Genomic DNA, 14,209 nt, shown 5'->3' on the forward strand with positions numbered 1-14,209 from the left:
GGCAGCGGATGCCCACCTCGCCGGAGGTGGGCATCCGCTTCTTTCCGGCTCCGTGTTCAGGCAGCCGGCTCCGTGGTCAGGCGGCGGGCCGCTCCTCCAAGTAGCCGCGCAGGAGCCGCTTGCACTCGCCGATCAGCGCCGGATCGCCCTCCGGGTCCACCCGGAAGGCCACCTTGAGGACGGCGTCCGCGCACTCCATCGCCACCCGCAGCGCCAGCGCGGAGCCCTGGTAGGCGAACAGCTCGCCGCCCAGGGCGCCGATCCGTTCGGCGACCGCCGCGTTGTTGTCCAAGTCCCGGTCGAGCAGGTGCCGGTCGTCCCGCAGGTCGCCCGGCACCGCGGCGACCAGGCCGAAGTCCAGGTGGCCGAAGCCGGCGACGCTGCGCTTCATCGCGACGAACTCGTCCACCGCGAGGTCGACGAAACCGGGGACGCCGACCGGCGCCGCCGCTTCGATCCGGACGGCCAGCCGGGAGAGGAAGCGGTCCAGGTTCCGCTCGGCGAGGGCGCCCAGCAGGCTCTCCTTGCCGGAGAAGAACTGGTACAGCGTGCCGATCGGCACCTGCGCCCGGTGGGCCACCTCCTTGGTGGTCAGTGCCGTCGGGCCGACCTCGTCGAGCAGGCCCGCGCAGGCGTCCAGCAGCCGCTCGTAGCGTTCCTGGCTGCGCTGCTGGACGGGCCGGCGCCGGACCGCCCCGGACGGCGGCCGGTGGTCTGTCCCCGTCTGCGCCTTCATGGGATCACTGTGCCGTATCGGGCATTCCACGCGCGAATCACGTGCGGTGCGGCGGTCGGACGGCCTCTCGGTCGTCGACGAGCGCTCCCACCACGACCCGGGCGACGCGTTCGGCCGTCCAGCGGCCGGGCTCCTCCATCGAGGAGACGTGGTGGCCGGGGGTCGGCAGCGACAGGACGTCCGCGGCCGGGCCGGCGTCGGACACCCCCGTGGCGACGGAGGCGCACGGCACCGGCTCCGGCCCGCAGCCCTCGGGCCCGATGGCCTTCCGGGCCCGAACTCCTCGCTCGACCGGCTCCGGCGCGTGGGCCGCGCCGCCCTGCAGAAAGCGCTTGACGAATGGTCAAGAAGTGTTGACCATTGAGGGCATGCCTACCGACGATCTTCCCGAGACGTTCCACGTCACCACCGACGAACAGTTGCGCGCCGTCTCCAACCTGACGCGCCACCGGATCATGGCCGTGCTCCGCTTCGAGCCCGCGACGATCACGCAGATCGCCGAGCGCGTGGGCCTCGCGAAGGGGAGTTCCAGCTACCACGTACGACTGCTCGAACGGGCCGGCCTGGTGACGGTGGTGCGCACCCGGAAGGTCCGCGGGGTCACCGAGCGGTACTACGCCATGGCCGCGCGGTCGATCGTGCTGCCGGACCCGGGCGAAGGAGGGCCCGACGTGCTGATGCGGCACGCGGTGGCGGACCTGGAGGCGGCTCCCGCGGACGGTGAGCGGCACGTGCGGATGGCCCATCTGCGGCTCACCGAGGAGCAGTTCGCGGAGCTGGGAGCGCGGCTGGAGGCACTGGCGGACGAGTACCGGGAGCTGTCCGACCCGTCGCTGCCGGACGCGTCACTCGTCTTCGCACTCTTCCACCCGGCGTCGCACGTGCAGGCCGAGAGGGGCGCCAAGTGACCTCGGACATCAGGAAGTTGCCCGTCGGGTTCGGACGGCTGTGGACCGCGCAGACGGTGTCCTCGCTCGGTGACGGCGTGTCGCACGCCGCGCTGCCGCTCCTCGCACTGACGTTGACACGGGATCCGATGGCGCTCGCCGTCGTCTCGGCCGCCGGAACGCTGCCGTGGCTGCTCTTCGGGGTGCTCGGCGGTGCGCTGGTGGACCGCTGGGACCGTCGGCGCACGATGTGGGTCACGGACGCGGCACGCGCGGTGCTGCTCGCGGTACCGGCGGCAGCGGCCGCGCTCGACGTGCTCAGCATCCCCCTGCTCGCGGCCGTCGCCTTCCTGCTCGGCCTCGGCGGACTCTTCTTCGACACGGCCGCCACGGCCTACCTGCCGGACCTGCTCGGCCGCGACCCCGCGCTCCTGGAACGCGCCAACTCCCGCCTGCGCGGCACCCAGACCGCCGCCTCCGGCTTCGCGGGGCCGCCCGCGGGCAGCGCCCTGCTCGCGCTCGGGCGGGCGTTCCCGCTGCTCACCGACGCCGTGTCGTTCGCACTCTCCGCACTGCTCGTACGCTCGCTGCCCGCCGCGCCCCGGCCCGTGCCGCAGGCCCGTGAGTCGCTGCTGCGCCAGGCGCGGGACGGCGCCTCGTACGTGTTCCGGGACCGTTTGCTGCTCGGGCTCGCGCTGCGCCCGGCCGTCGGGAACATCGCCTTCCTCGCCGTGGAGACCGTACTCGCGCTCTTCGCGCACGACCGTCTCGGCATCGGCACCTCCGGCTTCGGCCTGCTCCTCACGGCGGAGGCCACCGGCGGTCTGCTCGGCGCGGGCATCGCCTCCTTCCTCGGCCGGCGACTCGGCACCGGCACCGCGCTGACCTGCACGGCCGCGGTCGAGGGACTCGCCGTCCTGGGGCTCGCCGCCGCCCCGAACCCGTACGTCGCCGGCCTCGCGCTCGCCGTCTGCGGGGCGGGCATGGGCGCCACCATGGTGCTCGCCCCCTCCCTCCGACAGGCGGTCGTCCCCGCCCACCTGATGGGCCGGGTCGCCTCCACCTCCCGCATGCTCGCCATGTGCGCCGCCCCGTTCGGCGCCTTCCTCGGCGGCTGGCTGGCCACCGCCTACGACGTACGCACCCCGCTCTACGCCGCCGCCGGCCTCCTCCTCACCATGACCGCCGTCACGTCGACCATGACCGGCAACCGCCGGGTCGAGGCGGCGCTGCGCGCCGCCGTCCCGGCCGGTGATCCGGATCGTCCGGAATCCGCGGATCTCGTTCAGCAGGTCGCCGTCTAGGGCTCCGGGAGGTCGTCGGGGGAGTGCCGGGCCCCGCTCGGACCCGGAGGACGACAGGGCGGAGCCACGGGTCAGGAACGGGCAGGCCGCATGCTCCCGGCGCCGGCGATCCGCGACGCGGCGTCCGACCCGAGCAGGTCGAGGACCTCCGCCGCGCGGCGCGGCTCGCCCGGCGCGGCCAGGACGGCCCCGCCGAACGTCGAGCTGATCGCGGCGTCGCCCGGTATCGTGCCGGCCAGCAAGTGCGGCATGACCGGCGTCGACGGGCGGCGCGTCATCGACGGCCGGCCCGAGACCCTCCGGCGCACCGCCGACGAGGCGCTCGCCCGGCTCCGCACCGACACCCTCGACCTCTACCACCTGCACCGCGTCGACCGGCAGGTCCCCGTGGAGGAGAGCATCGGCGCGATGGCCGAGCTCGTCCAGGCCGGGAAGGTCCGGGCCCTGGGACTCTCCGAGGCGTCCGCCGCGACGCTGCGCCGGGCCCACGCCGTGCACCCGATCGCCGAGCTGCAGAACGAGTACAGCCTCTGGTCGCGCAACCCCGAGCAGGGCACCCTGGCGGCGGCCGGAGAACTCGGCGTCGCCCCGGTGGCGTTCAGCCCGCTGGCCCGCGGCTTCCTCACCTCGGCGCCGCCCGACCCCGGCACGCTCCCGAGCGGGACATCCGCCGGCAGATGCCCCGCTTCGACGCCCGGCACTACCCCGCCAACCTCGAACTCCGGCGCAGGCTCGACGAGATCGCCGGGGCCGCCGGCTGCAGCCTCGCCCAACTGGCGCTGGCCCGGGTGCTCTCCCGGGCACCGCACGTCCTGGCGATCCCCGGGACGCGGTCCGTCGCGCACCTGCGGGAGAACCTGGCGGTGCTCGACCTCGCCGTCCCCACCGAGGCCCTGCAGGCGGCCGGGGAGGTGCTCAACTCCGCGACCGTGCACGGCGCGCTACAACGGGGCCACCCCGGCCGAGATCGACACGGAGCGCTGCGGGGCGGCGGGCTGACGTCCGAGCCCGCCGGTCGTCACCCTGCCGGGCCCTCACCGTTTCGGGTCGGGTCGGCGCGGCGCAGGACGGTGGCCCCGCCGAGGTCGGACGGTTCCAGCTCGATGGCGCGGCGGAGTTGCTCCATCCGCTTCGGCATCGGCTCCCAGCCGGGTTCGCCGGCCATGTCGAGGTTCAGGCTGCGGATCTCGCGGACGTAGGCGCGGGCCAGACCGCGGAAGTGCAGCGGCAGGCCGGGCCGGGCCCGGCCGCTGGGGGAGACGCTCACCCACAGGGCGTCGGTGGTCTCGTTCGCCCGCCCGGCGGGCTTCGCGGCGTCGCGGACGACCAGGTGGCCGCGGGCCTTCAGCCAGGTCCGCAGGGCGGCCCGGGTGGGGCCCGAGAGGGCGACGGTCTCGGTGACCGGTTCGGCCGCGAGGTCGCGGTGCTGGGGGAGGCGGGTGACGCGGATCCGGCCCCGGTCGGTGTCGACGTCGCCCACCCGCAGGTGGCAGAGTTCGCCGGCGCGGCAGCCGGTGTCCATCACCGTGCCGATGATCGCGAGGATCCGGCTCCGCGCCTCGGACTGGCCCGGTCGGACGGCCCGCTCCAGGTGGCCGAGCAGGATGCTGCGCGGCCGGGCGGCGACGACCGGCCGCAGCCCGGCCTGCCGGGTGCGCGGCGGCAGTACGACCGCGATCCCCGCGCCGGCGCCGAGGATCTGCAGACAGTCCTCCCGCACCCGCATGGAGGCGGGGGAGGGCTGGTCCGGCCGGGCGGCGGGCTTGCGGCGCAGCAGACCGCGCTCGGCCGCGTCGAGGTAGGCGGCGAGGGTGTCGGGGGCGAGGAGCTCGGCGAGGGAGGCGGCGGCCGAGGAGGGGATCTCGCCGCGCTCCAGGGCGGTGCGGAGCTCACCGGCGATCCACCGCAGTTGCTTCGCGCGGGACGCGCTGGTGGGCGGTTCGCAGGCGCGCTCCACCACGGCGTTCAGCGCCTCGACGGAGGGTGCGGCCACGACCGGGACGTCTGCCATGCGGTCACCCTAGTGCGGGGGTCCGACAGGTCCGCCGATCCGCGCCACCGAGCCCGCCGACCGGCTCATCGGATGGTCATATTAATAACTGGCCTGAGGCGCCGTAGGTGGTGGGACGGTCGCGCGGGGGTGACCGTCCCCGTCGGCTCACCGTCCCGCCGTGGTGGCCGTTTCTCCGGCGACTGCCGGTGCAGAGCCGCCCGGGCCGGACCGGCCCGGCCTTCCGGTGGATGTCCGGAGCGCTGCCCCTCGTTCTGGCGGCGCTCCTGCTGGCGCTGTTGATCCTCCGGTGTGCGACACGGTGATGCAGTGGTGGAAGACCGTGACCGGCCCGGCCGGGCGGGACTCCTGCGACGGGCGGCTCGTACTGCGGCTGAACGACGAACCGCCGTGCGAGTTCGGGGCCACGTGGACGGCGGACGACCGGAGCCCGCACTTCCGCGGACGGCTGACCACCGTGAACGGCGCCGACGTGGGCCGGACGGTCCTGCGGAAGATGACGCCGAAGGACAAGCCCGAGTAGGCCCTGCGGACATTCGCGGGGAACCCTTTCGGTCGACCATGCCGAGTTCCGGGCGGAACTGCCGGAGTGCGACGCGGTGCTCGTGTGCAGGGTCCTGACCCGGGGCGCACCGGACGGGGCAGGGCACACCAAGGTCGTCGTGGACGGAGGGGCGGCCGTCATCGTGCTCTCCCCGGCCGTGCCGCTGCCGCCGCCTCCGGGGACGGGCCTTCCGGGCGGCGCACGGTGGTGACCGCGGCCGGCGGTCGGTGGGCGCGGGTCGTTCGGGCCGGGGTCGCGCGCGGCGGTTGTCGCCGCCGGGTGCCTGGTGCGCCGTGGGGCGTCGCACTAACATGACAAGGCCTCATGTTCTTGTGATCCCGTCACCGCCCTCATGAGCAGGAAGTCAGGCCATGCCGAACCGACTCGACCTCCCGTCCGACTTCCGCTGGGGAGCCTCCACCGCCGCGTACCAGATCGAGGGCGCGGTGGACGAGGACGGCCGCGGGCCGTCCGTCTGGGACGTGTTCGCCGCCCGCCCCGGCGCCGTCCGCGACGGCCACACCGGCGCGGTGGCGTGCGACCACTACCACCGCTATCCCGAGGACGTCGCCCTGATGCAGGGCCTCGGCCTGGACGGCTACCGCTTCTCGATCGCCTGGCCGCGGATCCGGCCCACGGGCGCGGGTGGGACCAACCCGGCCGGCCTCGACTTCTACGACCGCCTGGTCGACGCCCTGCTGGAAGCCGGGATCACCCCGCTGCCCACCCTCTTCCACTGGGACCTCCCGCAGGCCCTGGAAGACGAGGGCGGCTGGCTGAACCGCGACAGCGCCCACCGCTTCGCCGAGTACACGGCGGTGGTCGCGGACCGGCTCGGCGACCGGGTGCCCGCCTGGATCACCCTCAACGAGCCCTTCGTGCACATGGTCTACGGCTACGCCCTCGGCATCCACGCCCCCGGCCGCGCCCTGTTGCTCGACGCCCTGCCCGCCGCCCACCACCAGCTGCTCGGCCACGGACTGGCCGCCGCGGTGCTGCGCGAACGCGGCCTGCAGGTGATGATCGCCAACAACCTCACCCCCGTCCGGCCGGCCACCGAGGACCCGGCCGACGTCGAGGCCGCCACCGCCTACGACGCCCTGCACAACCGGCTGTTCACCGACCCCCTGCTGCTCGGGCAGTACCCCGACCTGTCGGCCTTCGGCCTCGACGAGGACCTCGGCGGCACCGTCCGCCCCGGCGACCTCAAGCTCATCTCGGGCCCCGGCCTCGACGGCCTCGGCGTCAACTACTACAACCCCACCCGGATCGCCGCCCCCACCGACCCCGGCCTTCCCTTCTCCGAAGCCCCGATCGAGGGCGTCCCCCGCACCGCCTTCGGCTGGCCGGTCGTCCCCGACGGCCTGCGTGAACTCCTCGTGGGCCTGCACGACCGCTACGGCGCCGCCCTCCCGCCCGTCACCGTCACCGAGAACGGCTGCTCCGTCGCCGACACCCCCGCCCCCGACGGCACCGTCGACGACCCCGACCGGATCTCCTACCTCGCCGGCCACCTCGACGCCCTCGCTGCCGCGGTCGCCCAAGGCGTCGACGTCCGCGGCTACTTCACCTGGTCGCTGCTCGACAACTACGAATGGGCCGAGGGCTACCACCAGCGCTTCGGCCTCGTCCACGTCGACTTCGAGACGCAGAGGCGCACCCCGAAGGCCTCGTACGCCTGGTACCGCGACCTGATCGCCGCCCATCGGGCTTTGCAGGATGGGTAGTTGGGCATCCGCCCGGGAACTCGTCCACGTCGGGTCCGATGCCGATCAGCCGCCTCGGTGATGGAGGGCGTTCGAAGGCGGCGCGCCGTCGGGAGGGCGAAGGCACGGTGTTCGACGAGCGCAGGGGTCATTGCCGGCGGACGAGAACGCCGAGCTCCTGGCCGCCTGGATCGTCGAAGCCCGGGCAGCCGACCTGCCCCACCTGTACGCCTTCACGTGCGGCCTCGAACCGGACCGGGACGCCGTGACCGCTGCCCTGACCTGATGGGTTGACGCGACCCTCCGTCACCAGAGCATGTAAGACGGGGCGGTTGGCCGGGTGAGCCCTGTTCCGGCGCCTAGAGCCGGCGGAACACGGAGGTCAGGGTTTCGATCTCCTGCGCGGAGAGCTTGTCGGTGAGGTGGCGGCGTACCGCGGTGTCCAGGCCGGGGTGCACGGCGGTGATGGCCGTGCGTCCGGAGTCGGTGAGGGTGACGGTGACACCGCCGGCGCGTTCGCGGATGACGAGTCCACGGTTGCCCATGCGGGTGAGCTGGTGGGAGATGCGCGTGCGGTCCCAGCCGAGTGATGCGGCGAGCTCGCTCTGGCGCAGGCTGCCTCCCGCCTTGTCGAGGTTGGCGAGGATCGTCAGGTCCGGTTCGGACAGGCCCGCCGCCTCGGCGGTGTCCGCGATCACGCGGGCTCGGACGACCTCGTGGGCGCGCTTGAAGGCGCTCCAGAAATCGACGGGCTCGCACGCGGCGTCGGCCATGGCCCCGTCCGACGCGGCGGCCCCTCCATTCGGTGTTGACATATCAACTTGCCTCTTCTTAGTGTTGAGATGTCAACACTAACAGGTGGCTGCGCCCTCAGCAGCCCCCTGTCGGCCGCGTCCACCCTTCTCGCCCCGCAGGAGGCACCGTGCAGACCCGACCCCTTGGAGCCGGCGGCCCGCAGGTCGCCCCTCTCGCACTGGGCTGCGCCGGCATGTCCGACCACACCGCCCCCGCCGACGAGGCCGACGCCATCACCACGATCCGCACGGCCCTCGACGCCGGCGTCACCCTCCTCGATACCGCCGATTTCTACGGCACGGGCCACAACGAGGACCTCATCCACCGCGCCCTGCGCGTCGGCGATCGCGAAAAGGCGCTGCTGAGCGTCAAGTTCGGCGCTCTGCGCGGCCCCGACGGATCCTTCGTCGGCATCGAGGGCCGTCCCGCCCACGTGAAGAACGCGCTCGCCCACTCGCTGCGCCGCCTCGACACCGACCACGTCGACATCTACCGCCCCGCCCGCCTCGCCCCCGACACCCCGATCGAGGACACGATCGGCGCCATCTCCGAGCTGGTCCAGGCCGGGTACGTGCGACACATCGGGCTCTCCGAGGTGGGGCCCGAGACCATCCGCCGTGCCCACGCCGTGCACCCGATCTGCGATGTGCAGATCGAATACTCCCTGTTCAGCCGTGATCCCGAGGCCGACGGCATCCTGGACACCTGCCGCGAGCTGGGGATCGGCGTCACCGCCTACGGTGTCCTCGCACACGGCCTGCTCACCGGTACCTACCGGCAACCCGCCGGAGGTGACCCGCGCGCCCACTGGTTGCCCCGCTTCCGACCCGACAACCTTGCCACGAACCTCACCCTCGTCGAACGGCTGCGGCCGCTTGCCGACGCGCGGGGCATCAGCGTCGCGCAACTCGCCACCGCCTGGGTCGTCGCGCAGAGCCGTGAGCGCGGCATCATCGTGGCCGTCCTGGGCACCCGCCGACCCCACCGCGTCGCGGAGGCCCTGGCCGCGACCGAGGTCGCCCTGGCCGACGCAGACCTCCGCGCGATCGACGAGGCCGTCCCGGCCGGTGCGGTGGCCGGAACCCGCTACGCCGCGCCTCTCATGGCTCTGCTGGACAACGAACGCGGCCCGAATCCGTCTGCAAGCGCACGGAACTGACCGCCGAGGGCCGGGCGGCCTGCGCGGCTTCCACCGGCAGGGTCTCCGTCGGCATGCTCGGTGAAACCGGGCCAGGAGTTCCGCGGCGCCCGCAACACCACCGTGTCCTTCACGCCCGTCTGCGGCATCACCCGCTGACCCACACCCTCCGATCCCGTGCCCGCCGGGCGCGGATCTCCTGCCTCGGCGCCTGCTCGACACACGGCCCTGCTTCCCATGACGGGGCCCTGTGGTCGGTCACTCCCTCACTGGGTCCATGGCCGTTGTGAGCGACGCCGGTGCCCCGTCCATACGGAGAACAGGCTGCGAATCGTGAACACATCTGAGTCACTTCTCACCGAACTGGTCCGCTCCGAGAAGCCGATCGGAGTAGGGATCATCGGACTCGGGGCGCACGGCAGCTGGGCCGAGCGCTCTCACCTGCCGGCGCTGCGCGCCGTCCCGGGCTACGAGCTGAAGGCCTTGAGCGCGAGTTCGAAACAGTCGGCGGAGCGCGCCGGACACAAGCACGGTGTCTCTCGAACCTTCGGGACGGCGGCCGAACTGACTGCCTGCGAAGAGGTGGACCTCGTGGTCGTGGCGGTGAAGGTGCCGCGCCACCGGGAACTGGTGCAGACGGCGCTGAGCGCCGGCAAGAGCGTGCTGTGCGAGTGGCCGCTGGGCAACGGGCTCGCGGAGGCCGAGGACATGGCGCGGCAAGCGCGCAGCCGCGCCGTGCCGACCGTCGTCGGACTCCAGGCACGGTCGCATCCGGCCCTGGTCTATGCGCGGGATCTCGTGGCCGACGGCTACGTGGGGGAGGTGCTGTCCACTACGGTCGTCGGCTCCGGCGGTGCCTGGGGCGCCACCGTCGGCCCCGGCGATCACTACGTGCTCGACGCCGCCAACGGCGCGACACTGCTGACCGTTCCCTTCAGCCACACCCTCGACGGACTTGCGTCCGTCCTGGGAGAGCCCGAGGAACTGCGGATCCAACTGGTGTCGCGGCGCACGTCGGCCGTGGACACCGAGAGCGGACAGCCCGTGCCCATGACCGCCGCAGACCAGGTGGTGGCCTCGGGACGGCTGCCGGGCGGTGCGGTGGTCACCTTCCACTACCGCGGAGGCACGTCCCGGGGCACGAACTTCCGCTGGGAGATCAACGGCACCGAGGGCGACCTCGTCCTCACCGCCCCGATCGGCCATCTCCAGCTCAGCCCGGTCACCCTCGAAGGCGGCCGCGGAACCTCCCCCGGACTCGCTCCCCTGACGGTGCCGGAATCGTATGTTCACGTCCCGCAACTGGACCCCCGAGCCGACGCGCCGCTCTACGCGGTCGCTCACGCCTACCGGCAGTTCCTGGTCGACCTGCGCGAGGGCACGTCAGCGGTGCCCGATTTCGCGCACGGCGCCGCCCGGCACCGCAGCATCGAATCCGCCTTGACGACAGCCTGACCGGACGTGCCGGCCTCGGCCCGCCCACCGGCGGACTGCCACACGAAGCCGAAGCAACGAGCGCGAGGAGGCGGCCCGCGAATCGAGAAGGGACCGGATCGCACATGCGGACGTCCGGCGGAGCGCGCGCGGCACCACGGCCGGCAAGCGGCACCCGCGGTCGCGTCGTTGTGCTTCGGTCCGGCCACGATGAAGGTCCACACACCGGAGGGCCCCAGCCGACGCACGGCTGGGCCCCCGAGGTGATGGGTGTCGGTCAGCAGATGGACCTGTCCACGTCGTGAACCGCTCGTCCACGCGGCGGCGGGCCGCACCCGAGCACGATCACCACGGATCGGGCGGGTCAGCGCTGCAGGGTGAGGACGCCCGGCCGCCACGGTAGTTGGTCGTAGGGACCGCTCGCGGTGGGGGACTTGCCCTGGAGCGGACCCGCCGTGACCCGCACGCTGGGGCGACAGCGTTCCGGCGGAAGCGGGTGGAAGGCTCGATGCCGTGGCGGCCGGTGTCGGTGCCGGAGTGGGAGAAGCTGCGGGTCGCCGCACAACCCGCTTGCCGGAAAGCCGACTTGCTGGCCGTCCCGGATCGATCTGAGGCTCTCGGCCATGGCGACAGGGTGTTTCGACGGGCCGAGGGCCGCCATCAGCGCTTCGGCCCTCGTCCGCCTCGACTCCGAGACGCAGCAGCGCACTCCGAAGGCCTCGTACGCCTGGTAGCGCGACCAGCTCGCCAGCGCCCCGGACGACGTCCCGGCCGCCGCCGACGGTTCCGGTTGCCCGCGCCCACCTCGCGAGGTGCCCGCGTCGGCTGTCCGGTGCGTGCTCGCTTCCGGCACGGCGCCGTCACCGGCGGCGAACTCGTTTGCGGCGATGTGCCGTGAGCCGCCACGATCAGCGGATGTTCGAACTGCTGCCGGGGATCGGCGTCCTTCTGCCGGACGGTGCGGGAACGCTCCGCTTCGGAATGGACGATGTCGCCACGCGGAGGACCTTGGCCGGCCTCGGCCAGGTCCGGAGCCCGGGGGGCCTCGACGCGACGTGGATCTTCACCGTCCAGTGGGGCGATCTCGAACTGACCGCCTGCGCGAGGGGTGATCGGCACGACCCGGGCCCCGGCGACCTGCTGCTGGCGTACGTCGTGCTGAGCCGTGCCGGGCACCCGCGACGGCCGATTCCCGGCCGGGGCGTGGTCGCATCGCCCGCGAGTTGCACGACGTGGTGACCCACCACGTGACCGCGATGGTCGTCCAGGCCGAGGCCGCCCGCTACCTGACCGCCGCCGCAGGGGTCCAGTGGTGGGTCGACGCCGACCGCGACGGTGTGGGGGTCCCGTCGTCATCCACGGGACCGAGGCAGTCGCACGGTGGGCGGCACACGCCCCGCCCGCGCACCCCGTCGGCAGCGCGAGCGCCGGTGACACCTCGGAGTCGGGTTGCTCCAGTACGGGACGCGGCCGCGCGCCTGCCCGCTGCGGTCGGCCGGTGCTGCGACGATGGTGGCGCGGCGTACGACAGGTGAAAGGGGCGGCCGTCGATGGTGTCGGACGAGGCCGTGATCGGTTGCCCCGGCACGCTGGTGATCGGGACCCGGGGAGCCGCCGGCCCGGGTGAGGTCCTGGTGAGGGTCAGGGGCGGTTCGGAGACCTTCCTGGCCTGGTCGGAGGAGCCGCTGCCCAAGGGAACACCGGTCCTGGTGATCGAATCGCGCGGTACTCGCCAGGTCGACGTCATGGAGTGGACCGGCCCCACCGGCGACCCGGGGTCCGACCTTCCCGACGGACCTCGCTGAGGAGGCAACCAGGATGTTCGGTTATCGCGTTCCCGCCCCCGACCAGGCGATGTTGATCTCCGGTGGAAGGCGGGGCCTTGCAGGCGCGCCGTTCCGCGTGGTGACCGGGCACGGGGCGTTCGTCCTGCAGATCTTCCGCAAGGTCCGCTTCCTGACCCTGGCGATGTGCGAGGCGGAGGTTGCCGAAACCTGCGTCACCAAGCAGGGCATCGCGCTGACGGCGCGGGCGGTGATCGCCTTCAAGGTCGGCAACGACACCGAGAGCATCGTCAACGCCGGCCAGCGCTTCCTCTCCGACCAGGACCAGATGTCCGTGCTGACCGGCCGGATCTTCGCCGGGCACCTGCGCGCCATCATCGGCTCGATGACGGTCGAGGAAATCGTCACCGAGCGGCAGAAACTCGCGACCGAGGTGCTCGACACCTCGAAGGCCGAGATGGCGAAGATCGGCCTGATCGTCGACTCGCTCCAGATCCAGTCGATCGACGACGGCGACACCGGCTACATCGCCGCGATGTCGGCCCCGCACCGGGCCGCCATCCAGCGCCAGGCCCAGATCGCCCAGGCACAGGCCACCCAGGCCGCGGTGGAGGCGGAGCAGCAGTCCGCCCGGAAGCAGGCCGAGTACGCCCGGGAGACGGCCGTCGTGAAGGCGCAGTACACCGCCGAGGTGGATCGGGCCCAGGCCCAGGCGGCCCAGGCCGGCCCGCTGGCGCAGGCGCACGCGCAGCAGGAGGTGCTGACGGCGCAGACCGAGTTGGCCCAGCGCGCGGCCGAGCTGCGCCAGCAGCAGCTGGTCGCCGAGGTCGTGAAACCGGCCGAGGCGGAGGCCGAGCGGATCAGGGTCCTGGCACTGGCCGAGGCGGAGCGGATGAAGATCCAGGCCGAGGCGGCGGCCTCGCACGACCGGGTGGCGCTGGACCGGATGCTGATCGACCAGCTGCCGCAGATCGTCAAGGAGGCGGCCGGTGGGCTCGCGGGCGCCAACGTCAACGTCCTCAACGGCGCCGACGGCCTGGGCGAGATCGCCGCAGGCCTGGTCAGCCAGGGCCTGACGATCCTGGACTCGGTCCGCCGGGGCCTGGGCGCACCGGAGGGCCGCGTCGAACAGGACGGTGAGCCGACCGGCGTCGAGTGACGGGAACGCCGTCCGTCGTGAGGGGCAGGAGCCCGTCCCTTCGGGGCCTTGTGGTCCGGTCGTGCGCTGCCCGGGGCTGAGGGGCCGACGAGGTGGCAGGGCGTTCGACGGGCCGAGGGCCGCCACCGGCGCTTCGGCCTCGTCCATGTCGACTTCGAGACGCAGAAGCGCACCCCGAAGGCCTCGTACGCCTGGTACCGCAACCTGATCGCCACTCATCGAAGCAGGGGCTCACGGCGGTCAGGCCGTGGAGCGGGTGGTTCCGGTGGTGGATCACTGCCAGGAGCGGGTCGCCACCGCGGCGGCCGCTCCCAGGGCCGTGGCGAAGGGGAGCAGGGCGACGAGGCCGAGCCTCAGGCGACGGTACCGGTCCTCGTACTCGCTCCGCAGCTCCCGACAGCGCTGGGCGATGTGGGTGACGGCCTGGCGGGACACCTGCAGACGCTTCTGGGCGTACGCCTGTGCGACCTCCTCACGCTGCCCGGTCGAGAGCCAGGGGAACAGCTCGGTGAAGGCGGCGGCGTCCCGCTGGGCCGTGGCGATCTCCGCCTGCCACAGCAGGTAGCCCTCCAGCTGTCGCAGGCCGGTGTCGGCGATGTCGGCGGTGTCTTCGTCCATCACGAACCTCACGGACGGCAGGTGGGGCGGCTGCGCCGTCCTGCGGGACCGTGTTCCCGCAGGACGGCGGTCGTCGGCTTCGCCGGGACCGGT

Annotated in this window: 16 protein-coding genes and 4 pseudogenes; 14 read left to right on the forward strand and 6 right to left on the reverse strand. The window is 73.0% G+C overall.

Annotated features, from left to right (window positions below):
* Positions 1–76 precede the first annotated feature (76 nt).
* Together AB0O09_RS02320 and AB0O09_RS02325 are read right to left on the reverse strand one after the other, a co-directional pair.
* Positions 77–736, reverse strand: a complete 660-nt coding sequence (locus AB0O09_RS02320) for a TetR/AcrR family transcriptional regulator (protein WP_363539354.1) — start codon at positions 734–736, stop codon at positions 77–79.
* 37 nt (positions 737–773) lie between these two features.
* Positions 774–941 carry a hypothetical protein gene (locus AB0O09_RS02325; protein ID WP_363539356.1) on the reverse strand — a complete coding sequence of 56 codons (168 nt, stop codon included), beginning with the start codon at positions 939–941 and terminating at the stop codon, positions 774–776.
* A 163-nt stretch (positions 942–1,104) separates the two neighbouring features.
* Here AB0O09_RS02325 and AB0O09_RS02330 point away from each other — a divergent pair, with 163 nt between their 5' ends.
* Together AB0O09_RS02330 and AB0O09_RS02335 are read left to right on the forward strand one after the other, a co-directional pair.
* Positions 1,105–1,644, forward strand: a complete 540-nt coding sequence (locus AB0O09_RS02330) for a winged helix-turn-helix domain-containing protein (protein WP_363539358.1) — start codon at positions 1,105–1,107, stop codon at positions 1,642–1,644.
* Entirely contained in the window at positions 1,641–2,927 is a 1,287-nt protein-coding gene (locus AB0O09_RS02335) for an MFS transporter (protein WP_363539360.1), read from the forward strand. Before AB0O09_RS02330 ends, AB0O09_RS02335 begins: the two co-directional genes overlap by 4 nt.
* A gap of 71 nt (positions 2,928–2,998) precedes the next feature.
* On the opposite strand, the gene AB0O09_RS02340 is transcribed toward AB0O09_RS02335, so the two are convergent.
* Positions 2,999–3,178 (reverse strand): hypothetical protein, encoded by a 180-nt coding sequence (locus AB0O09_RS02340; protein ID WP_363539362.1) that lies wholly within the window; start codon positions 3,176–3,178, stop codon positions 2,999–3,001.
* Here AB0O09_RS02340 and AB0O09_RS02345 point away from each other — a divergent pair.
* Together AB0O09_RS02345 and AB0O09_RS02350 are read left to right on the forward strand one after the other, a co-directional pair.
* Positions 3,177–3,482, forward strand: a pseudogene (locus AB0O09_RS02345) (aldo/keto reductase); the annotation flags it as partial. The gene AB0O09_RS02340 and the pseudogene AB0O09_RS02345 overlap by 2 nt on opposite strands.
* Before the next feature lie 122 nt (positions 3,483–3,604).
* Positions 3,605–3,769 (forward strand): annotated as a pseudogene (locus tag AB0O09_RS02350) (aldo/keto reductase); the annotation flags it as partial.
* A 176-nt stretch (positions 3,770–3,945) separates the two neighbouring features.
* Here AB0O09_RS02350 and AB0O09_RS02355 read toward each other — a convergent pair.
* Entirely contained in the window at positions 3,946–4,938 is a 993-nt protein-coding gene (locus AB0O09_RS02355; protein WP_363539364.1) for a site-specific integrase, read from the reverse strand.
* A gap of 289 nt (positions 4,939–5,227) precedes the next feature.
* Here AB0O09_RS02355 and AB0O09_RS02360 point away from each other — a divergent pair, with 289 nt between their 5' ends.
* The 3 genes from AB0O09_RS02360 (at position 5,228) to AB0O09_RS02370 (ending at position 7,474) form a co-directional block, all read left to right on the forward strand.
* Entirely contained in the window at positions 5,228–5,461 is a 234-nt protein-coding gene (locus AB0O09_RS02360) for a hypothetical protein (protein ID WP_363539366.1), read from the forward strand.
* A gap of 392 nt (positions 5,462–5,853) precedes the next feature.
* A complete protein-coding gene (locus AB0O09_RS02365) occupies positions 5,854–7,209 on the forward strand; it encodes a GH1 family beta-glucosidase (protein ID WP_363539368.1) in 1,356 nt (451 codons plus the stop codon).
* Between the two features lie 130 nt (positions 7,210–7,339).
* The gene (locus AB0O09_RS02370) at positions 7,340–7,474 is read left to right on the forward strand and encodes a hypothetical protein (RefSeq protein WP_363539769.1); all 135 of its coding nucleotides are present in this window, start codon (positions 7,340–7,342) and stop codon (positions 7,472–7,474) included.
* Between the two features lie 73 nt (positions 7,475–7,547).
* Here the strand turns inward: AB0O09_RS02370 and AB0O09_RS02375 are convergent, their stop codons facing one another.
* Complete coding sequence (locus AB0O09_RS02375) at positions 7,548–7,961, reverse strand: MarR family winged helix-turn-helix transcriptional regulator (RefSeq protein WP_363539370.1); 414 nt, start codon at positions 7,959–7,961, stop codon at positions 7,548–7,550.
* Positions 7,962–8,110: 149 nt separating this feature from the next.
* On the opposite strand from AB0O09_RS02375, the gene AB0O09_RS02380 reads away from it, so the two are divergent.
* The 7 genes and pseudogenes from AB0O09_RS02380 to AB0O09_RS02410 all read left to right on the forward strand — a co-directional run.
* Positions 8,111–9,142: an aldo/keto reductase gene (locus tag AB0O09_RS02380; RefSeq protein WP_363539372.1), complete on the forward strand. Its 1,032-nt coding sequence runs from the start codon at positions 8,111–8,113 to the stop codon at positions 9,140–9,142.
* Between the two features lie 312 nt (positions 9,143–9,454).
* Complete coding sequence (locus AB0O09_RS02385) at positions 9,455–10,576, forward strand: Gfo/Idh/MocA family oxidoreductase (protein WP_363539374.1); 1,122 nt, start codon at positions 9,455–9,457, stop codon at positions 10,574–10,576.
* 894 nt (positions 10,577–11,470) lie between these two features.
* Positions 11,471–11,794: a hypothetical protein gene (locus AB0O09_RS02390; protein WP_363539376.1), complete on the forward strand. Its 324-nt coding sequence runs from the start codon at positions 11,471–11,473 to the stop codon at positions 11,792–11,794.
* Positions 11,758–11,853 (forward strand): annotated as a pseudogene (locus tag AB0O09_RS02395) (histidine kinase dimerization/phosphoacceptor domain-containing protein); the annotation flags it as partial. The gene AB0O09_RS02390 and the pseudogene AB0O09_RS02395, both read left to right, overlap by 37 nt.
* Positions 11,854–12,105: 252 nt before the next feature.
* The gene (locus tag AB0O09_RS02400) at positions 12,106–12,360 is read left to right on the forward strand and encodes a hypothetical protein (protein ID WP_363539378.1); all 255 of its coding nucleotides are present in this window, start codon (positions 12,106–12,108) and stop codon (positions 12,358–12,360) included.
* Between the two features lie 13 nt (positions 12,361–12,373).
* Positions 12,374–13,498, forward strand: a complete 1,125-nt coding sequence (locus tag AB0O09_RS02405; protein ID WP_363539380.1) for an SPFH domain-containing protein — start codon at positions 12,374–12,376, stop codon at positions 13,496–13,498.
* Positions 13,499–13,609: 111 nt separating this feature from the next.
* Positions 13,610–13,720, forward strand: a pseudogene (locus AB0O09_RS02410) (family 1 glycosylhydrolase); the annotation flags it as partial.
* Between the two features lie 51 nt (positions 13,721–13,771).
* On the opposite strand, the gene AB0O09_RS02415 reads toward AB0O09_RS02410, so the two are convergent.
* Positions 13,772–14,116, reverse strand: a complete 345-nt coding sequence (locus AB0O09_RS02415) for a hypothetical protein (RefSeq protein WP_363539382.1) — start codon at positions 14,114–14,116, stop codon at positions 13,772–13,774.
* Positions 14,117–14,209 lie beyond the last annotated feature (93 nt).

The sequence above is a fragment of the Kitasatospora sp. NPDC093679 genome, from assembly GCF_040683455.1.
Taxonomy (GTDB): domain Bacteria; phylum Actinomycetota; class Actinomycetes; order Streptomycetales; family Streptomycetaceae; genus Kitasatospora; species Kitasatospora arboriphila.